This window comes from Flavitalea flava (assembly GCF_054461575.1).
Genome location: NZ_JBTLQH010000005.1, coordinates 219,951 through 240,775, shown reverse-complemented (window position 1 = coordinate 240,775; position 20,825 = coordinate 219,951). Strand labels below are relative to the sequence as shown.

General features: G+C 47.0%; 18 protein-coding genes. 8 read left to right on the top strand and 10 right to left on the bottom strand.

All coding sequences use genetic code 11. From position 1 onward, the window contains the following. Positions 1-64: 64 nt before the first annotated feature. Positions 65-2,473, bottom strand: coding sequence for an efflux RND transporter permease subunit (locus tag ACX0G9_RS07970; protein ID WP_459064346.1), 2,409 nt, complete (start codon positions 2,471-2,473; stop codon positions 65-67). A gap of 120 nt (positions 2,474-2,593) precedes the next feature. Between ACX0G9_RS07970 and porZ the strand changes: the two genes are divergently transcribed. Both porZ and recO read left to right on the top strand, forming a co-directional pair. Then, a complete protein-coding gene (gene porZ / locus ACX0G9_RS07965; protein ID WP_459064345.1) occupies positions 2,594-4,951 on the top strand; it encodes a type IX secretion system anionic LPS delivery protein PorZ in 2,358 nt (785 codons plus the stop codon). Between the two features lie 12 nt (positions 4,952-4,963). After that, positions 4,964-5,707 (top strand): DNA repair protein RecO, encoded by a 744-nt coding sequence (recO, locus tag ACX0G9_RS07960; protein ID WP_459064344.1) that lies wholly within the window; start codon positions 4,964-4,966, stop codon positions 5,705-5,707. A 58-nt stretch (positions 5,708-5,765) separates the two neighbouring features. Here recO and ACX0G9_RS07955 read toward each other — a convergent pair whose 3' ends face one another. Then, on the bottom strand, positions 5,766-7,040 hold the full coding sequence (locus tag ACX0G9_RS07955) for an amidohydrolase family protein (protein ID WP_459064343.1): 1,275 nt from the start codon (positions 7,038-7,040) through the stop codon (positions 5,766-5,768). 198 nt (positions 7,041-7,238) lie between these two features. On the opposite strand from ACX0G9_RS07955, the gene prfA reads away from it, so the two are divergent. Together prfA and ACX0G9_RS07945 are read left to right on the top strand one after the other, a co-directional pair. Further along, on the top strand, positions 7,239-8,303 hold the full coding sequence (prfA, locus tag ACX0G9_RS07950) for a peptide chain release factor 1 (protein ID WP_459064342.1): 1,065 nt from the start codon (positions 7,239-7,241) through the stop codon (positions 8,301-8,303). 156 nt (positions 8,304-8,459) lie between these two features. Further along, positions 8,460-8,945 (top strand): hypothetical protein, encoded by a 486-nt coding sequence (locus tag ACX0G9_RS07945; protein ID WP_459064341.1) that lies wholly within the window; start codon positions 8,460-8,462, stop codon positions 8,943-8,945. A gap of 707 nt (positions 8,946-9,652) precedes the next feature. Here the strand turns inward: ACX0G9_RS07945 and ACX0G9_RS07940 are convergent. The 7 genes from ACX0G9_RS07940 to ACX0G9_RS07910 all read right to left on the bottom strand — a co-directional run bounded on the left by ACX0G9_RS07940 (position 9,653) and on the right by ACX0G9_RS07910 (position 14,676). Next, a complete protein-coding gene (locus tag ACX0G9_RS07940) occupies positions 9,653-10,051 on the bottom strand; it encodes a VanZ family protein (RefSeq protein WP_459064340.1) in 399 nt (132 codons plus the stop codon). Between the two features lie 140 nt (positions 10,052-10,191). Then, the gene (locus ACX0G9_RS07935; protein WP_459064339.1) at positions 10,192-11,019 is read right to left on the bottom strand and encodes an anti-sigma factor; all 828 of its coding nucleotides are present in this window, start codon (positions 11,017-11,019) and stop codon (positions 10,192-10,194) included. A 1-nt stretch (position 11,020) separates the two neighbouring features. Then, the gene (locus ACX0G9_RS07930; protein ID WP_459064338.1) at positions 11,021-11,572 is read right to left on the bottom strand and encodes an RNA polymerase sigma factor; all 552 of its coding nucleotides are present in this window, start codon (positions 11,570-11,572) and stop codon (positions 11,021-11,023) included. Between the two features lie 125 nt (positions 11,573-11,697). Beyond that, positions 11,698-12,078 carry a glycine cleavage system protein GcvH gene (gcvH, locus tag ACX0G9_RS07925; protein ID WP_459064337.1) on the bottom strand — a complete coding sequence of 127 codons (381 nt, stop codon included), beginning with the start codon at positions 12,076-12,078 and terminating at the stop codon, positions 11,698-11,700. Positions 12,079-12,142: 64 nt separating this feature from the next. Next, entirely contained in the window at positions 12,143-12,841 is a 699-nt protein-coding gene (locus tag ACX0G9_RS07920) for a peptidylprolyl isomerase (RefSeq protein WP_459064336.1), read from the bottom strand. Beyond that, entirely contained in the window at positions 12,842-13,189 is a 348-nt protein-coding gene (locus ACX0G9_RS07915; RefSeq protein ID WP_459064335.1) for a hypothetical protein, read from the bottom strand. It abuts the gene before it with no gap. Between the two features lie 20 nt (positions 13,190-13,209). Next, positions 13,210-14,676 (bottom strand): hypothetical protein, encoded by a 1,467-nt coding sequence (locus ACX0G9_RS07910; RefSeq protein ID WP_459064334.1) that lies wholly within the window; start codon positions 14,674-14,676, stop codon positions 13,210-13,212. Positions 14,677-14,787: 111 nt separating this feature from the next. On the opposite strand from ACX0G9_RS07910, the gene ACX0G9_RS07905 reads away from it, so the two are divergent. Beyond that, the gene (locus ACX0G9_RS07905) at positions 14,788-16,800 is read left to right on the top strand and encodes a PI-PLC domain-containing protein (RefSeq protein ID WP_459064333.1); all 2,013 of its coding nucleotides are present in this window, start codon (positions 14,788-14,790) and stop codon (positions 16,798-16,800) included. 5 nt (positions 16,801-16,805) lie between these two features. Here ACX0G9_RS07905 and ACX0G9_RS07900 read toward each other — a convergent pair whose 3' ends face one another. Then, the gene (locus ACX0G9_RS07900; protein ID WP_459064332.1) at positions 16,806-17,138 is read right to left on the bottom strand and encodes a YbjQ family protein; all 333 of its coding nucleotides are present in this window, start codon (positions 17,136-17,138) and stop codon (positions 16,806-16,808) included. Positions 17,139-17,199: 61 nt separating this feature from the next. On the opposite strand from ACX0G9_RS07900, the gene serS reads away from it, so the two are divergent. The 3 genes from serS (at position 17,200) to ACX0G9_RS07885 (ending at position 20,821) form a co-directional block, all read left to right on the top strand. Then, on the top strand, positions 17,200-18,468 hold the full coding sequence (gene serS / locus ACX0G9_RS07895) for a serine--tRNA ligase (protein WP_459064331.1): 1,269 nt from the start codon (positions 17,200-17,202) through the stop codon (positions 18,466-18,468). A gap of 200 nt (positions 18,469-18,668) precedes the next feature. Then, the gene (locus tag ACX0G9_RS07890; RefSeq protein WP_459064330.1) at positions 18,669-19,340 is read left to right on the top strand and encodes a hypothetical protein; all 672 of its coding nucleotides are present in this window, start codon (positions 18,669-18,671) and stop codon (positions 19,338-19,340) included. Positions 19,341-19,381: 41 nt separating this feature from the next. After that, positions 19,382-20,821, top strand: a complete 1,440-nt coding sequence (locus ACX0G9_RS07885) for a DUF1800 domain-containing protein (protein ID WP_459064329.1) — start codon at positions 19,382-19,384, stop codon at positions 20,819-20,821. Positions 20,822-20,825: the final 4 nt, after the last annotated feature.

The window sequence follows — 20,825 nt, the reverse complement described above, 5'->3', positions numbered from 1 at the left end:
GCCGGAGGCCCGACATAAATGGATAAGAACGTCGGGGTTATTTTTTTTAAACCCCAAGAAGTTCTTATATCTTTTTCTTTTTTGTCATGGTCAGCAGCAGGGCCGGCAGGAACACCAGGTTGGTTGCCGTGGCAATGACCAGGGTAAGGGAAGTCAGCCATCCCATGGCCTGGATCCCTCCGAAATCGCTGAAACAAAAGATCACGAATCCGGCAATCAATACCAATGACGTATATATGATGCTGATCCCGGTCTTGTTGATCGTGTCGATGACCGTCTGTTGAGGATCAGCTCCGTCCTTTTCTTCTTCCTGCTTGAAATTTACCAGGAACCGGATGGTGATATCAATGGCAATGCCGAGGGCGATGCTGAATACGATCACTGTCGAGGGTTTGAGCCGGACACCGGCCCATCCCATAATACCGGCAGTGATGACCAGCGGAATGACATTCGGGATCAGGGAGCAGAATAATATGCGCAGGGAACGGAACAGGAATAACATACAGGCGGCGATTAGTAAAAAAGCCCAGGTAATACTATCCTTCAATCCTTTAATAATAAAGGAGCTGCCTTCCAGCGAGGTCACGCTGGTCCCGGTGAATTCCACCCTATATTTTGTGGTGTCGAAGATCTGTTTGGCTCTTTTGTCCAGGTCTGCCAGAATCAGGGGAAGACGTTTGCTGCCTACATCGGCCATGCGGACACTGATCCGGACCTGCTGCTGGTTACTGTCCACAAAACTCTTTAGGAGCCTGGTCAGGTTGTTTTTTTTCATTCCGCCAGCGCCTGCCCCATTTGCGGCAGTACCGGCTGCGGGCTTCTTTGCTCCGGCCACGATCAGGCTGTCAGGCTTTGCACTTTCTTCCCCGCCCGGTTTTAGGTAGGAAGAGAGGAAAGCCAGGTCAAAGCTATTGGGCAGTTTATAGTTGGCGCTGTCTCCGCCATAATAGGATTGCCGGACAAATTTCAGTCCCTCCACCAGGGAAAGCGGACGGGCCATATCCGGTTGGGAATCTATATAACTCGATAATTGATCGATCTTCTCCAGGGTTTGTAACATATTGATCCGTAACCCGTTCTTTCTTTTGGTGTCAACGACGATTTCCAGCGGCAGCACCCCCTTAAAGTTTTTTTCGAAAAATTTAAGATCCGTATAAATAGGGTCTTTTTTAGGAAGATCATCCACGATAAATCCTTCCGATTGAAGCCGGAACATACCGGCGATGGCGGCAATGAGGATGATCCCCGTGGAAATATATATTGCTCCGCGATGATGCCTGGCAAAGATCTCCAGTTTGTTCAGAGCCCTTAACAGCCATTTATTTTCCAGGTAACGCATATGTTTCTCCCTGGGGGGAGGGAGATAGCTCAATACGGTGGGGATCAGGATAAAAGAGATAAAGAAAAGGAGCATGATATTGATGCCCGCCACAACGCCGAACTCATTCAGGATGGCGCTCCGGGTAAGGGCAAAGACCCCGAAACCGATCGCCGCGCTGATATTGCAGAACAGGGTGACAACCCCCATCTTTCCTATCATTTGCAGCAGGGCCTGATGTTTATCCCTGGTTTCGATATAGGCCGTATGGTATTTATTCAGGAAATAGATACAGTTCGGGATCCCGATCACCACGACTAAGATCGGGGTCAGCGCATTCAGCAGCGTGATCTTATAACCCAGCAGGTCCATGGTTCCCATGCTGAATACGACACCTATCAGCACGACTCCAAGGGAAAGCAGCATGGTACTCAGGCTTCGGAAAAAAAGCAGCACAATGACCGCGAAGAGGAATATGGACCCCAGCAGGAACCCGGTCGTCTCTTTGGCAATCTTGGTGGCCATATAGGTCCGGGTCAGCGGGAGCCCGCTATAATGAATGACGAGCCCATGACGAAGACCGAAACTATCCACCGCCTTGGTGATCCCGTTCACCGTGAAAATACGTCCGGCCGAATTCATCACATCTTTATTGACCGTTATGGCCGTGAGCCAGATCTTTGTTTTGGGGTTATACAGGAGCCCTTCATAGAACGGAAGACCCAGGAATACGGCCTTACTGCTGTCTATTTCCGCCTGGGAAAGTTGATGCCCGGGAAAAACAGGGACTGCTTTGGGTTTTTGGGTGCTGTCGTCCTTAACCAGGTTGATGACGGAAGAAATGCCCAGCACATCGTCCACACCGGGAACCTTTTTTAATTGTTCGTTCAGCCGGATATAATCATTAAAAATATCCTGTTGAAAAAAATGATCGGACTGGATGCCGACTACCATTTGATTGCCATCCTCTCCAAATTTCTGATGAAAGGCCTGGTAGGCCAGGTATTTAGGATTGTCGGTTGGTATTGTCCGGGTGAAATCATAACTCATTTTCACTTTTGTAGCGTGAAAGGCCATGAAGGCAGTAACCGAAAATAACAGGATCAGTAAGGGCAAACGGAATTTCAGGACCAGTCGGGCAATGGATTCCCACATGATGAAAAATTTTTACCCTGCAAAGAAAGGTATTTTCCCGGCTTTTTCAGCCTTCCGGTAACTTTAGTCCTGCTTAGGGTACCTGGTTTGGAGAACCTCCACTAACTTTAACCCTCTTATATGATAATAAAAGTCCTGTTGAGCGGGTTTTTTTCCTTTTGGGGTTCCTGCCTTGCCTTTGCTCAATTGCCGGCTATCGGTAACTGGCGGGACCATCTGCCCTATCACCAGGCCCTCCGGGTCGTCCATCTGGACCAAAAGATCTGGTGCGCAACGCCTTACAGTCTGTTCTCTGTCGATCTCAAGGATAACAGCCTGGAAAGACTTAGCAGGACCAATGGACTCAGTACAACCGGAATAAGCGCCCTGGAAGCGGATTCGCAGAGCAATAAACTGATCATAGCCTATACGAACAGTACTATCGATATCCTTTCCGGAAAAAATACGTTTACCATTTCCGATATCAGACAGGCTTCTGTCACCGGGGATAAAACGGTCAACCGGATACTTGCCTGGCAGAACCAGGTATTCCTGTCCACCGGTTTGGGAATTGTTGTCCTTGATGAGGATAAGTACGAAGTAAAGGATACCTATATCCTGGGAAATGATGGAGATACCGTGGCCGTGTATGCGCTGGCAACCGATGGAGCGGAATTTTATGCCGCTACGGCCGAAGGCCTCAAACAGGCTTCCGTAAATGAACCCGATCTGGCCGATTTTCATAACTGGTCCCTGGTAAGCGGTACGAATGGTTTGGGTCAGGGACCTTGCGGGCAGGTAGTCTCCCTGCTGGGAGAAGTCGTGATCCTGCGGCAGGATTCCCTGTTTATGAAAGATAGCGGGGGGCAATGGAATTTTTTCTATGCTGATGGCTGGCAGGTCAGGGATCTTAGTGTTTCGGAAGGGAAATTAATTATTTGTGAACAACAGGCAGATAGCGGAAGGGTAGTGGTGGTGACGGGAACAGGGAGCGGGGAACGGACCCTTCAGCAGAATGGAGTGATACAGGCCCCCCGCCAGGCTTTGTCCTATGAAGGAAATATCTGGGTGGCGGATTCCGTGAACGGGCTGTCAGCATGGAACGATGAGGGGCCTGAACGTTTTATCCCGAATTCCCCCCAATCGCTGGCAGTCGGCGGAATGGCCGTTGGCCCGGGAGGTACTGCCGGAAATGCCGATCAACGCGCGGGTGTTTTATGGGCTGCCTCCGGGGGAGCAGACTCCAACTGGTCGCCATTACACAATGGAGATGGATTATTTCGTCTTGCAGGGGGAGACTGGAAAAACTATAATGTTGCAGCGTATCCGCCATTGAGGGGCGTCTTCAATTTTATCACGGTCGCCATCGACCCGAAGCAAACAACGGATGGTGCAAAAGGAAATAGCATTTGGGCCGGTTCATACGGACAGGGTTTGCTGCATATTGCTGCGGATAGTTCTTTTACGGTCTATGCAGCAAATTCGCCGCTCGGCCCGGTCCAGGGTCAACCTTCCGAATACCGGGTGAGCGGCCTGGCTTTCGATCCGGATGGGAATCTCTGGATTGCCAATTACGGGGCGGCCAGCGATTTGCTGGTAAAAAAGACCGACGGGACCTGGATACCGGTCTCTATTCCCTTTGCACATACGGAAAATGCAGTTTCCCAGGTACTGGCAGATGATCACAAACAGATCTGGGTCGTTTCACCAAAAGGCAATGGCCTGTTCTGTTATAATCCCGGTGCTTCACTGGATAACACATCCGATGATCAATGGAAATTTTACCGGGCAGGTCAGGGAAATGGCAACCTCCCTGATAATACTGTTTTTTGTCTGGCCAAAGACAAAAGCGGTTTTATCTGGGTGGGAACGGCTAATGGGATCGGAGTGGTACAATGCACGCAGCAGATTTTTGCTGCCGGCGGATGCGAGGCGGTATGGCCGATCGTAAAGTTTGACGGTTTTGCCGGTTATCTTTTCAGTGGACAGCAGGTACAGGCGATAGCGGTGGATGGTGCAGACCGTAAATGGATTGGGACCCGGAACGGGGTTTGGCTGATAAGCCCGGACGCCCAAAAGATCGTTTACCATTTTACCGGGGACAATACTCCGCTGCTGAGTAACGATGTGAAAGGGATCGAAGTGGATCCGCAATCGGGGGAGGTTTTTTTTGCTACCGCAAAGGGTATTTGTTCCTTCCGGAGTACGGCAACTGATGGAGGGGAAACTATTTCCAATGTATTGGTGTTCCCCAATCCCGTTCCTCCGGATTATCAGGGTACCATCGCTATTCGGGGACTGGTGGACGGGGCGATCGTCAAGATTACTGCAATGGATGGCCGCCTGGTTTATCAGACCAATGCCCTGGGAGGGCAGGCCATATGGGATGGCCGGGATTATAAAGGCCGTAAGGTATCCACGGGGGTTTACCTGGTATTGGTGAACGATCTGGCCCGGCAACAGAAAATGGCCACGAAGATCGTGTTCATAGGAAAATAAATATTTTTAAACATGCAATTGCACAAGACCCGGGCCATCGTGCTGCGAAGCGTCAAATACGGGGAGACCAGCCTTGTCGTCACAGCTTATACGGAATTATTCGGTATTCAATCATACATAGTGAACGGAGTAAGGACTTCTTCTAAAAAAGGACATGGCAAGGCTAATCTTTTCCAGCCTGCCGCTATCCTTGACCTGGTGGTCTATCACAATGAGTTGAAGCAGTTGCAGCGGATACGCGAGTTTCGTTGGGGTTATCTGTACCAGGAGGTATATTTCGATGTATTAAAGAACGCCGTTGCTCTGTTTATGGTAGAGTTGTTGCAAAAATGTTTGAAACAGCCCGAACCCAATTCAGAACTTTTTTATTTTGCGGAAGATGCATTTATGCATCTGGATAAATGCGGAGATGCGGCTCTTGCAAATTATCCTTTATTTTTTATCATTCACCTGGCAGGGTTTTTCGGTTTTCGTATCCAGGATACCTATTCCGGAACGAATTCCATCCTGGATCTGCAGGAAGGTGTATTTATTGCGGACCATCCTGTTCATCAGCATTATCTGGAAGGTACCTATAGTTACATTACCTCCCAGTTATTACGGGTAAGGCAGCCGGAGGAATTGGAGGGTTTGCCCTTGAACCAGGAAACCCGGAGGATATTGATCCGGTCGTACCAGCTATTTTACGCGCTGCATGTACCCGAATTCGGGGAGATGAGGACGCTTGCTGTTCTGCAGGCAATCTTAAACCCCTGAAATGCCCGTTAAACCAGTCCTGCAAACCGATCAATCAGCACTACAAAAGCACAACAAATCAGACCAGCCGTCTTACCCGGGAGGCTGCCGTCAAACGCTCTCCATCCAGCTCTTCAAGGAGAAGCACCCCCGGTTGTTTGCCCGGAGTAAAATCCCCCAGGATGTTTTCAAATTGCAATGCTGCGGCACCGTTAGCCGTCGCCCATTGTAAGAGGGTAGCCGTTTGCAAATGGGGAAATTGATGTTGCAGCGTTATTAATTCTTCCAGGATACTTAGCTGGTGGTTGGAAGCGAGGCTGTCGGTTCCCACAACAATAGCGCAGTGATGACGGATCAGCAGATCCACATCCGGCAACTGGCCGCCGATATATAAATTGGCATTGGGACAAAGACAAAAGAACAAGCGATGTTCCACCTTTTCCTGTCTGTTGCTCTCCCCTCCTTTACCCTGCCATTTATGGGCGAAAAGCAGGTCTTCCTCCGCGGTCGCCACATTATGCACCAGGATCAACGACTGATTCGGGTAAAAATGAGGCAGATAACTTTCAAGACTTCTTTTTCCGGTTCCATGAAAAAAGGAAACGTCAAGACCCATGGCCTCATAAAGCCGTAAAAAATCCCCCTGGCCCGATTGATAGAATACGTTTTCCGCCTCGCTTTCCTGTGAGTGAATGGTCAGCAGGTGATTACCGGGGAAATTGGCAATCAGGTCAAATAACCGTGGTGAAACGGAATAAGGAGCATGAGGTACCAAAGAGGTGGCCTTAATTGGTGCCAATCGGTTAATAATGGGCCTTCCCTCCCTGAACCCCTGGGCCATTTTTGGAAGGGGGAAGGCCTGCGCGTAGGCTTCGAATGTCTTGCGGCTATGGTCGAATCGCTCCGGGGCACTTTTTTCCAAAAAACCCATCGTCTCGATGAAATTGTGATAATAAAGCTGTCCGGCAGACTTTTGCGAAAGGGTGTCCGTCGTATTGCAGATATCACCCACTGCTACAATGCCCTGCCCCATCATGGCCTCTTCGGCATCCCGGATGGCCGACTGGATAGTTTCGGGGTCCGAATGCCGTTGTTTCAATACTGCCAGCAGGAAATCCGTCAGCCCGGTCTTTTCCGGCAATCTTCCTTTCAGATGGGATAATTCCAGGTGGCAATGACAGTTGACAAAACCCGGGCTTAGCATCCCACTAAGATGTTCGACGCCTTCCCCAGCCTCCGCGAAAGGGACCAGTGCATCTACGGTGCCATCCTCACTGGTAACCAGGACCATATCCGGTGCAACGAGGGACCACCCGTTGAATAAATAGTCCGCTTTGAATTTTCTGTAGGTCATGGATAGAATGAAAGATGAACGTTGAAGGATTAACCGTGAAAAAATGAACTGTTAAAAAATGAACCGTTAATAAATGAACCCTGAATAGATTAACTTTGCAAACTTTGCACTCTTTCCAGGCATTGCAAACCTTTTTCTATCCGCCGGTGCGTCCGGTCCTGTAGGACCGGGCCGGCGCCTTAAAAGTACTTAAAAACCATGTTAGATAAATTAGAAGCCATAAAAGCCAGGTTCGAAGATTTAGGTATGTCATTGAGTAATCCGGAGATTGTCAGTGACAACAGGAGGTTCAGTGCCATGAGCAAGGAATACCGCAGCGTGGAGAAGATCGTCCTGGCTTATGAGGAATATCGCAAATTATTGGACGATATCGATTTCTACAGGGAAGCCCTGAATGGGGATGATGCAGAATTAAGGGATCTGGCCAAGGCGGAAGCGCCAGCGTTGGATGAAAAAAAGGAGAAGATGGAAGCAGCTATCCGACAGTTATTGATCCCTAAGGACCCCCAGGATGAGAAAAATGCGATCCTGGAGATCCGGGCAGGTACAGGAGGGGATGAGGCCAGCTTATTTGCAGGAAATCTCCTTCGGATGTATTTAAAATATTGTGAGAAAAGAGGTTGGAAGACAGCCATCCTCAGCGAAAGCGAAGGCACGGTTGGAGGTTACAAAGAGGTTCAGGTAGAGGTTATTGGAGATGATGTGTATGGCACCCTTAAATTTGAAAGCGGCGTTCACCGGGTACAGCGTGTTCCTGATACGGAAACCAGCGGACGTGTGCATACCAGCGCGGCTACCGTGGCGGTTATGCCGGAGGCTGAGGAAGTGGATTTTGAATTGAAAGAAAGTGATGTAAAAATGGAAACAGCCCGAAGTGGTGGCGCGGGTGGTCAGAATGTCAATAAGGTGGAAACAAAAGTGTTTCTGACCCATATCCCCACAGGAGTAGTAGTCGTCTGCCAAACGGAAAGAAGTCAGTTGGGCAACCGCGAAAAAGCTATGAATATGCTGCGCACCAAATTGTATGAAGAGCAGGTCCGCAAACAGGAAGAAGAGATCTCCCGGCATAGAAAAAGCCTGGTAAGTACAGGTGATCGCAGTGCCAAGATCCGCACCTATAATTTTCCCCAGGGACGGGTTACCGATCACCGCATCGGCCTGACCGTATACAATCTGGACGATGTATTGAACGGGAATATCCAGGAATTCCTGGATGCCCTGCAATTTGCCGAAAATTCCGAGAAAATGGCCCGCCAGAATTAACAGGGCGCTAAATCTGCCGGTTCCTGGTTTACTGAATGGTCGTGCACATTCGGCCACGGCTAAACAGATTATAGATTTTTGTCATAATAAATTAACCTTCCCGCGTATAAGCTTCGGACCTAAGTAGTAACTTGTAAATAATTAAACTTATTACTTATGTTGGAAGACATCATCAATCTGGTAAAAGAACATGCCGGCGAGGCGATTGTTAACAATCCCGCCATTCCCAATGAGCATAATGATGCCGTAACTGCTGCGGCAGGAAGCTCTATCCTTGACGGCCTTAAGAATATGATTTCACAGGGAAAGGCCCAGGATGTTTTGAACCTCTTCAGTCATCCGGGTAGCGATGTACAAGCCAATCCAGCCGTTCAAACCATCTCTGAAGGATTCATTCAGAACATCGTAGGCAAACTGGGGATCGACCCTGCTGTTGCCGGAGGAGTCGCAGCCAATCTGATCCCTACTGTATTACAAAGTCTGGTACATAAGACCAATGAGACAACTGACAATAGCTTTAGTTTGGAGTCGGTGTTGGGCCATCTGACAGGAGGACAGGGGATTCAGGGTTTCCTGGGAAGCCTTACCGGTGGTGAAGGAGGTGGTGTATTGGATAAGATCAAGGGATTGTTTGGAAAATAACCGGCCCTTATTGTCCTGACAGATATGGGTTAACTGTAAAAAAGACAAATATAGTTTACTAACGATAACACCCCCTACCCGCGAAATCTGCCATTAAAAAGGATTTTAAGGCTTGATCAGGGTAAGTGGTGAGTTTTCTTTAGGAATTGCTTAACAGGTCTTTAAGAGTAGTTTAACAGACAGAAGTTAAACCTTTTATCTCCCGTTGTCGTCTTATATACAATAGTTCTTTTAAAATAAGGCAGATAAAATTTGCTAAGTATTGAATTATTATCTATCTTTTAAAGAGAATGCTAAATAAATGTTATTACTGAAACGAGAAATTCCGGTAGATTGATTTGCAACGTAATTTTGGTTTTCTAAGTAAAAACGTAGTTCTTTTGAAAATTCTTTTTAACAGCCTGATTGTAATATTGGCACCTGTTTTGCGTTATTATAATCAACAATTTGTCTTTTCTATTTGACTCACATAAGCAGTCAATTTTCTCATAAGCAGTTAGTTTTGGTTACGCCCCCTGTTTCCACAGGGGGCTATTTTTTTGCGTTGTTTTTCGGAGAAAAATAACAACGCAAAAAAATATCTAATGATTGGCCTTCGGCCGGCAAACCCGTGGTTTGCCTTGTTTGCCCCAGATTTTTAAAAAAATATTCCGGACAAAAAATCCTAATTGATTGTCCTTACAGCCGGTGAACCCGAGGTTCACTTATCACACCTTTACTAATGTAAGATTGCAGATTCCGTAGGCCAGGCCGGCGCCGATGAGATCGGCGATAATATCGGCCAGATCGAAATCCCGGTTAGGGATAAAATACTTCTGAACGTATTCCATACCAATACCATAGATACTTCCCAGGATAAAGATCAGGAAGAACAGGCGCAGGAGTTTCCGGGGAGTCGTAATGGGTTTGCTGCTCAGATAGAGGCCCCATAAGAATACAAAACCGCCGAACAGGCTGATATGAATGATCTTGTCAAATTGTGGAATGGAGAAATCGCTTTCCTGAGGTAAGACGGAACCAGGCAGGGAAAGGAGTATTCCAATTACCAGGGTCCAAAGAACAGGATAAATGATACTGCTGAAATATCTTCGTAAAAATGGGATCATACCTTAGAAATTAGCCATAGTACGGATATCCCCTATAGCTCGTTGAAATTTTAATAACTTCCTGAAAATAAAAAAAGTCCCTGAAAATGGGACTTTTTTTCTATAACTGTGTATTTTTTTTCCCGACTATCCCGTCCCTTTTATTGGGTTTGGGTAGTCTTTCCGAGGGATTGCATTTTTTGAAGGGTAGGAGAAGGACTGCCTCCTTTTTGCTCTATGGTGATCGCAAAAGCCTGTGCTTTCTGTGTATTCTTCATCTGTAAAATAACCTTGTCCATATTTGCGTCAAAAACTCCCAGATCCTTCGGTTTGCCGTCGATCAGGGCCCATAGTTGATATTGCTGATCCGAAGGAAGTTTGGGCATATTCTTTACAACCAAAAAGACGTTCGACGAGGTGGAATCCCAATAAATATTCGCCGAAGACTTGGGAGCAACCTGGGTTCCGACCATATTGACCACCGTAACATTTGGATCTTTCACGATCTTTTGTTCGGCCACGATCTGTTTTAGGATGCTGTCAGTGGTATTCAGCTTTTCGCTGAGTGCTACATTGGCATTCTTTAATTCTTCGTTTTGTTTATTGGAACGATAGTTAAAATAGCCGACGATTACCAGAAGAATGACGGAAGCAGCGGCTAAGAACTGCAACAAGCCTGAGGACCGACGGGGGACATTTTCATTTTGCATGGTTATTGTTTTTGATGGATTTGAAGGAAGAGTTTGCCGGGATAGCTGATTTCCCAGGCCATCGATCATTTCAAAAATCCGATCCTTAACCATTGCAGGAGGGTTCTCCCCATTCTCCCTGGCAAATTTTTCAAGCTTTTGTTCCAGTTCCAGACGATCAGCTAAAATCTTGGGATCCTGGTTACTTAATTGCTCTTGTATTGCCTTTTCCGACTCATCGGCCATGCCGAATACGTAGAGTTCGTTGCTACCATCTGATATGTAATCCTGTTCGTTCAATTTATTGTAAGTGTTCTCTTAATTGCAATAACGCATTTCTTATGCGGGTTTTTACCGTACCAAGGGGAATGCCCTGCGAATTAGCAATTTCCTCATGCGTATAACCCTTAAAATAGGCCAGGTCAACCACGACCCGGTGTTCAGGCTTTAATTTTTCCAGCACCTTCTTCAGCCCTATATTATCTATATTAAGCTGAGTGGTTTGACTGACGATACTTTTATTATATACGGTGTCCGGCAATTCCTGGTTTTTTTGGGAATTCTGATAACTTTTTGACCGCAGTGTATCGATAGAGAGATTCCGGGCGATATTCAGCATCCAGGTGAATAAACGTCCCTTAGTCTGGTCATAGGTTTCGATCTTTCTCCAGATATTGATAAATACCTCTTGAAGGACATCGCTGGCAAGCTCAGTATTATCTGCAACGATCTGTTTGATAATGCTATAGAGCGCCCCTGCGTAATTGTCGTATAGGAAAGCGAAAGCCTGATTATCCCGTCTTTTCAAGGCCAGCACAAGTTCCTGTTCAGAATATGTTATAGGTATACCCAAGGTTTTTACTATATGGATCCTCTAAGTAAAGAAATAAAATGCGTTAAAACAAGTGCGACGGGTTGATTCAGATAGTTTGACTTAACGGGCTTGGGTCGTATCCCCGGTCAGGTCAAGGCACTTTATTAATGCACTATTTTGCTGTATGCAGCGGCATCCATCAGTTTATCCAGGTCAGCAGGATCGTTCAGGGTGACTTTTACCATCCATCCTTTGCCATAAGGATCGGAATTTATCAGATCAGGGGAGGCCGCGAGGTCCGGATTTACTTCCGTGATAGTGCCTGCAACAGGTAGAAAAAGATCGGATACGGTTTTTACAGCTTCTACAGATCCGAAAATTGTTTCTGCAGCCAGTGCTTTTCCGACTGTTTCGATCTCAACGTATACAATATCCCCCAACTCCTGTTGGGCAAACTCTGTGATGCCGATAATGGCCTCATTGCCTTTTTCCAGTTTTATCCATTCATGGTCCTTGGTATAGCGTAAATTTTCAGGGAAATTCATGGCATCTGTTTTTTGTGCTGCAAAGATTACAAAAATGGATTGAATTAGAACAAGACAACGGGATTTATTTACGGCTTATCAGCTTCATTTTCAGAATCCGGATATCTTTTAAAGGGCGATCGAATGGCGACCCGTCGGTAGGGGTGCCTGCAATAGAGTCGACTATCCCGATACCCTGCACAACTACCCCGAAAACCGTATAATTTCCATCCAGGTGAGGGTCCCCGCCAATGGTTTTGTAAACAGTCCGCCTTTCCATGGGAATTTTGCGGCCTTTTAAGCGGAAAGTCTCGACCGAATCCAATCCGGCATCCGTAAATACCCGTCCCTGAACAATATAGAACTGGCTTCCGCTGCTCTCCTTTTTGGGGTTAACTTCCTCCCCTTCCCTGGCGGCAGCCAGAACGCCCTTGTAGTGGAAAAGGGAGCTGCGGAATTCTGCCGGGATCGTGTAGGCAGGCCCCCCTTCTCCCAACGGAGTTCCCGCGGCTGAACGCTTACTATCCGGATCCCCTGACTGGATCATAAAACCCTTGATGACCCGATGGAATAAAACACTGTCGAAATAGCCTTTCTTTACCAGGAGCAGGAAATTATCCCGGTGCAGGGGAGTAGAGTCCGAAAGGCGGAGGATAAGGGTGCCCAGGGTCGTGGTCACTTCAATATCCTTAAAGCGGTCTTTTTTCCGTAATCCGTTGGACAGATGTGGGTTACAGGAGAAAATAAACGTGATTGCCAAACAGGCAAAGAACCATTTGATCATTTAAAAACCGGAGGTTTCGAAATATAATAAAATATGATCTTTCATAAAATCTTCCTGTTGTTTCATATCCATCTCCGGAAGAGCCTTTAGTTGCCTGAAATGGGGCCAGCCATCCTCATCGACACCAGCCAGTTCATAGTATCCGCTTTGGCGGAAAAGGGAACAAACGGCTATATGCATAAGATCCTGTTTCTGTTCTTTGGAAAACTTTGGACGAAGTTCTCCGAATTCCTGGATTCCGACCAGGAATAAAATGGCTTCCATATCGGGTTTTTTACCGAATCTTTCTACCAGCCTGGCTTCCAGGTTCCACCACCGCGTCTGCAGATCGTCTTGTGCTTGTTGCATGGCCCAAAGATAGCCTGAATCTAAAGATTATGGATATAAGAGAAAAGCAATCCCCCCGCAAAGTGGTTTGCAGGAACCAGGTGAGGGTCACCCTGCAGGGTATTTCCTTCGTTGGGATTATCGAAATTATAGGGTTGCAGGTATTTATTCGTTTTGCCATAGGACAACAGGAGACCGACACGGAGATTGAATTTCCTTTTTTTAAGGTTTGCGCCCAGCTGCATATGCCAGATATTCCAATTGGACGTATTGGCCTGGATACCATCGCTGCTTTTATAGAGGCTGGTGTCCGCATACGTAAAATCCGTTCTCAGGGAACAGTAACCCAGGACAGAAGACGTGAGCGGGAAATTGATCCCTACAGCGAAATTGACAAGGGATTTGTGGGCATCTTTAAATTTAAGGATGGCCGCGGTTGATTCATTATTATTTCCGGTATCGGGCCGGATAAAATATTCATTCCGGGGAGTCATGATATTATAGTCGCCGATCTTATCAAAATATTCTGCAGCAAAATAAATCTGCCCCCTGGCGTTATAATCATAGGCATAACCCAGCCCCAGGCTCAGCGGCGTTTTAAACCGGGCATTCACCCCGGTTTGCCGGGTGCTGGCCAGAAAGTTTGCAGACAAGCCCCCTATCAGCAATTTCAAATCGTTTATCACCTCATCCCCATAAATGATGCCTTTTCCATATACCCGGAGGATGGGTGCTGTTATGAGCAATCCAAGATGATGGCCGGAAGCGTTATAGGATAATCCTCCTTTGAATCGTATGCCTAAATGCGTATAGTTGGCCAGGTAAGTACCCTCGACGCTGGCTACCGGAGGGAAAATGGTATCCGTTCCCTGATTATACAATGCCCTTGAACTGAAGTTTTGATTATAATTTTGTACACGGACCTGGCCTTCCACCGTAAAGCCTGCTGAAAAGGCGGAGTTTAATTTAAAGCCAATGCTTAAAAGACCGGAGGTCTCGGTGATCTGATTGATTTGCGAAAACTGTCCGATATAATATTCGGAGCCCGGGCTGTAGGAATTATCGAGTACATTAAATTTTGCATCTTTCCGCTGCGTGGTCTGGAAACTGGAAACCGGATTCCGGAGCAGCGCATATCCTATCACAAATGGATGTTTCCCTTTAATGGCAATGCACCCTGCACCCATCAGGGGAATAATGCTGGCGCTGGTAGAGGAAAGATTCAGGCCGGTTCCTATCCCGTTCTTTATCGTGGTGGATTCAAATTGATATAAATTACCGGTGATCGATGCGCTGTTCCTATTGGTATAGGCAAGTAATGCGGGGTTAAAAAAAAAGACGCCGCTATCCCTGTTATAAGCAAGGACGGATCCGGGCGTCAGAAAACCTCCCGGTCCGTAATTGAAAGACCAGTAATTGGCGTCCTGCGCCTGCACTATTGCCGGATGAAAGAAAAAAGTCAGGGATAATGAAATACAGGTTAACGGAAGGAGTAAACGTATTTTCATAGATTGTATTTTTGGCTTCTGTAAATTACCCGGAATACAGCAAGGATTACCAAAAAATATAATTTTTTGTGCTGACATTTTTCAATAAATTATGCATACAAATAATTCAACATGACCCGACCGGTTTGCAGGGCTTTTTTTCTGTCTTTGAGTTTGCTCCATTTCTGTTTTTTGTTTCCGGGTTTTCTCCGGAAGGCAGCGTCCCAGGATCTGAGTTTCACGTTTCCCTCCCAATTACTTCCGGGAACCTCGACAGACAAGTCTATCGACATCACCCAGTTCAAAGGAGGTTTTTTTGTCACCTGGAAGGAAGCGGGGAACGAAGGAAAAGTGCATGTGTCCTATCTGGGCCGGCAATATGATACGTCCTCTTTCCATGCGGATGGAATGGTACAGAACGGCCAAACGCCGTTTGGCCCGGTACTGCGGGTGTTGAATAACAGGATCTATCTTTTCTGGATTGACCGGGATGGAGGAGTAAAATATGTGATCAACCGATCGGATACGGCCTTTGATCTTATGAACGTCCACTCCCTTGTCTTCACCGGAAATCCCAAACTGGCTTATGGGATCACTGCCGCACCCTTTAACGGTAAAATACTGCTGGCTTCTCATGGCGCGGACAAACAATCACTGGCCTTTGCCCTGGTTGAACCGGGCCCGGACGGTTTGATTCCCGAATCGGCACTTGCCTTTGTAGCAGGGAGAAAATCTTCGGATTATCCTTTTGTGGTCAGTTTGAATGATACGGTGGCAAGGTTCACCTGGAGGGGTTATAAGGAACAAGTTGTTTATTCCACGGATTATAATATTCAAACCGGTTCATGGTCCGTTTCTGTTCCGGTAGCTCAGGCAAGATCGAAGACGGCACCGGCCATTTACCAGATATGGAACGGAGAACGTTTGTTTTGTATCTGGAAAGGACCGGATAATGATAACAAACTTTATTATGGGACCGCTAAAACCCCCGCCATTCCTCAAACGGCCATAGCGTTACCCGGTTATTTTTCAACCACCCAGCCTGTGTCTATCTGCAATGTTGATGGCAATAAATTCATATTGGCTTTCACAGGCGGGAATGGGAATATGTACCTGAGTTATTTCACCAATTATAATCCGTCTTCCTGGATGAAGGATCTGCTCATGCCGTCCAAAAGTAATTATACCCTGCAGGATATCGTCATTCCAGGAGCGCACGATGCGGGTATGTCGGTGCTCAACGGGGTAGGAGGATCACAGAGTGGGACGATCAACGAATGTAATACGCTTACACAGAAACTGCCCGTCAAAGGACAATTGAATGCAGGTATACGGATGTTCGATCTGAGGGTGGGCACCTACAAGGATACCCTATACACGAAACATTGTTCTTCGGACTGCATGGCCGATGCGATCGGAGGGGGATACGGAGAAAAACTTGCCGGTATCCTGGACGCCATCCGGATTTTCCTTCAAAAGAACCAGGAGGAAATCGTCCTGCTGACCTTCAGCCATTTTTGTGAAAAAGAAACTCCGGTGAAGGATTTGGCAGATCTTATCCTGAAAAGCCTGGGAAATCCGATCGTTTATAAACGGAATGGGAAAGCGTTGGGAGAAATCCCCCTGCGGGATTTAGCGGGAAAAGTGATCGTCACTTTTGAGCATTATTCCCGCCCGGACGGACTAATCGATTCCTGTACCATCGGAGACCATAGCGATGCTTTTATTAATTTCAGGAGAGAGTATGCTGCCACAAATGAATTGGCAAAGTTCCTCTCCAGACAGGAATTGTTTTTCCGCGATCTGGGAGACGGAGTTCATAACAATGACCTGGTGCGGCTGGATTGGCAATTGACGCAGAGCGCCGATGAGGCGGCCATGACCTGCAATGATTTCCAGGATGAAAATGTCAATCCGCTGATCAGTGGCGCGATGTTGCTGACCAACGTGATCCGCAAACACCAGAGTATCATTAACCTGTCGCTTGACGGCAATAAATATTTGCCGGTAAAGCTCAATGAATGGATTGCCGGTGGGAAGATCAACAGGAAAAACAAACCAAACATTATATATGTGGATGCTGCAGGAGGATGGGTCACCGACTATTGTATCGGGCTGAATAATTCGGGTCTGTACAATAAGTGAGCTCCCTATATTTTTTCGGCTACAACAGCCGTTCCATAAGCCAGCACTTCGGTAACCCCATTCATCACTTCATTGGCATCATACCGCATATTGATAACGGCATTGGCTCCACGGTCGGAGGCATGCTGCATCATATACTGAAAGGCTTCTTCCCTGGTTTTTTCGCAGAGTTCCACGTAAATGGAGATCTGGCCTCCCAATAGGGTTTGCAGGCCGCCGGCGATATTTCCCAACAGGCTGCGGGATCGTACGGTGATACCCCGGACAACGCCCAGGTTCTTTGTAATCCGATAGCCTTCAAGGGCAGTGCTGGTGGTAATTAAGTTGGGGTCGATCATAATAAAGGGTTTTGTGTGAAATTAAGATTTTACCTTATTACCTTTGCCAAAAATCTGAAAGATGTTACAGGTGGCATTTATCCGTCAGCAGGTGGAGTTTGTTAAGGAAAGACTGGCCGTCCGGAATTTTAAGGAGATCGGTTTGGTCGATACGATAGTCGCGCTGGACGACCAGCGTAAGAAATTGCAATTGGAATCGGATACCAATTTGTCAGGGATAAATGCTCATTCCAAAGAGATCGGTCAATTGATGGCCAAGGGGCAGAAGGAGCAGGCGGAGGAAAAAAAGAGCATGGTCGCGGCATTAAAGACTGCATTGCAACCAATCGCGGCAAAATTGGCTGCTGTCGAACAGGAGTTGAACGAGACGCTGATCCGGCTTCCTAACTTACCAGCTGCGGCCGTACCGCCGGGAAAAACACCCGAAGATAATGTTACCGTCAGGGAAGGGGGGAGTAAACCGCAGCTTCCGGCAGGAGCCGTACCGCATTGGGACCTTGCGAAAAAATTCAACCTTATCGACTTTGACTTGGGTAATAAGATAACGGGCAGTGGTTTTCCCGTCTACATTAATAAAGGCGCGAAACTGCAACGGTCGATGATCCAGTACTTCCTCGATTATAATACGGCAGCGGGGTATATGGAGTTTCAGCCCCCATTGATGGTAAATGAAGCCTCGGCGCGTGGAACGGGCCAGTTGCCGGATAAGGAAGGCCAGATGTACTATGTCGGGGAGGACAACTTTTATTTGATCCCTACGGCGGAAGTACCGGTAACGAATATCTACCGGGATGAGATCCTGAAGGAAAATAGCCTCCCCATAAAGATGACAGCCTATACCCCTTGTTTCCGGAGAGAAGCCGGAAGTTATGGTAAGGACGTCCGCGGTTTGAACCGTCTTCATCAGTTCGATAAGGTGGAAGTGGTGCAATTGGTTCACCCGGAGAAGAGTTATGGCGTATTGGAAGAAATGGTGGAGCATGTAGAGAAATTATTGGTATCCCTGGAACTCCCTTATCGTATCCTGCGGCTTTGCGGCGGGGATATGGGTTTTACCTCTGCGATGACTTACGATTTTGAAGTATACAGCGCGGCACAGGAAAAATGGCTGGAAGTAAGTTCGGTGAGCAATTTCGAAGCCTTCCAAACCAATCGGATGAAGATCCGTTTCAAGGATGCAGGAGGAAAAACACAGCTGGTTCATTCCCTGAATGGCAGTTCCCTGGCGCTTCCCAGAATACTGGCCTGCCTGTTGGAAAATCATCAGACGGAAAATTCCATTGAATTACCCAAAGCATTACACGCTTATTTCGGAGCGGAACGTATTTAGTTCCTTTCCCGGTGCCGGTAATTATTTCCGAAGTACATTCGCGATTTTTAATGTGTTTTTAATGAGGCAGGAATGTCTCATTTTTTTTTACGCTCTTTATTTTCCTTTAACATAAATGTTTGTGAAACCACCTAACGGAGAGGTAGAATTGATTTTATTTTTTACATATTTACAGTAATCATTAACCTCAAATTTATTGTATGAAAAAAAACATTTACCTATTTTGCTTTTCTTTTATGGTAACCCTTTCGGCGGCAGCTCAAATAAAAAAAGGAGTAACCCTTTTAGGTGGCGATATTAATTTTAACAGTTCCAAAAGTAATTCCACAGACCCGGTTAACAACAGTACCTTTAAACAGACTGGCGGCGGCTTTTCTCCTTCTTTTGGTAAGGCTATTCAGGATAATTTAATTGCCGGCTTCGACCTGTCCTGGTCGGGTGTGAAAACCACCCAGGACCAGGGGGCTACTTCCTCTGTCGTTAAGTCGAACAATTATGGCGCTGGATTTTTTTTGCGGAAATATAAGACCCTGGGCAGCGGCTTTTCACTTTTTTTGCAGGGACGGCTTGGAGGGTATTATAATAAACAAAGTAATGAAGGCAGTACGCAGTTATATAATTCCGAAGGAAAGGGCTATACCATTAACCTTGGCTTTTATCCTGGGGTTGCCTATCTTTTGGGCAAACATGTTCAATTGGAAGCCGGCTTTCAGAATCTTGGCCTCATAGGATATACGCATTCGAAAACGACCGTGACATCCCCGGCAAACAATAGCATTTCCTCCTCAACTTCCGATAATTTTTCTCTGTCTTCCGGTTTTGGCAGCAGCCTCAATAATTTTACGGCGGGCTTGCGGTTTTTGCTGGATTAAACCTTCAGTAAGTATTCAGGTCCAAGCCACAAAATGTCCTGATGGGAGTACTTACCGATCAACAGAAAAATCAACATCTGCTTTGGCGGGCCGGTTTCGGGCCGGCTACCGGACAATTGAATGCTGCAGCGGCCTCCGGCCAGCGGGCCATTATGATGTCTTTATGGAAGGCTTCATCCCGGCCGGCAACTTACCTTGATGTAACCGGGGATACGGAGACAGGGCCGGCCATGGGAATGGTAAATACCGGTACTATGCAGGGGAAGGATGGGAAGTTATCGGATGAGGAGAAAAAACAACAACGCAAACAATCGCGGGAAGAAATTAAGCGGCTGAACCTGGCCTGGCTGAATGAAATGGTGAATACCGATGCACAGTTAAGGGAAAAGATGGCTTTATTCTGGCATGGCCATTTTGCTTCGCGCAATGAGAATATTTTATTTCAACAACTTTTACTGAACACGATCCGCCAGGGCGCACTTGGAAATTTCGGAGACCTTTTGAAAGGAGTCTCCAAGAGCGCCTCGATGATCAATTTTTTAAATAACAATCAGAACAGGAAGGATCATCCCAACGAGAATTTTGCCCGGGAAGTGATGGAATTATTCACGATGGGCAGGGGCAATTATACAGAACAGGATGTCAGGGAGGCCGCCAGGGCTTTTACAGGCTGGGGGGCGAATCCGGGGGGTGAGTTTGTTTTCCGCAAGGGGCAGCATGATAACGGGCAAAAAACACTGTTAGGGAAAACAGGCTATTTTGACGGGGATGATGTTTTGAATTTATTATTGGAGCAAAAACAAACGGCCCTGCATATCACAGGTAAGCTTTACCGTTACCTGGTTGATGAGCAGATCGATGAGGCCAGGGTGGCCTGGCTGGCTGACAGATGGTATCAGCATAATTACGATATCCAATCCCTCATTGAGGATATATTCCATAGCGACTGGTTCTATGACCCCCGGCATTACGGCAGCAGGATCAAATCGCCCGTCGACCTTCTCGTCGGGACACGTCGACTACTTCCTATGACAATAACGTATGAAGAGGTCCAATTGGTCATCCAGCGGTTATTAGGCCAGTTATTATTCTACCCCCCGAATGTTGCAGGTTGGCCTGGTGGGCTGGATTGGATCGACAGTTCTTCGCTGATGTTCCGTTTGAGCCTGCCGGTACTTATATATGGAGCCGAAGAGTTTCAACAGAAACCCCGGGATGATGACGATATGATGATGGGAAGAAAGGATCCCCCAAGGCACCAGATGATCAATGCGTCAATCGATTGGACGGCTTATTTAAAACGGTTCGAAAAGATCCCGGACGATAAGTTGTTCACTGCCATCAGCTCAGTGGTGCTTCAGGCCAAACCAGGAATGAGTGAGGCTGTTCTGAAAGAATATACGATCGCGGGCAACCGGGAGGATTATATTAAAACGGCTACCATCCGGCTGATGAGTACACCGGAATATCAACTATGCTAACATC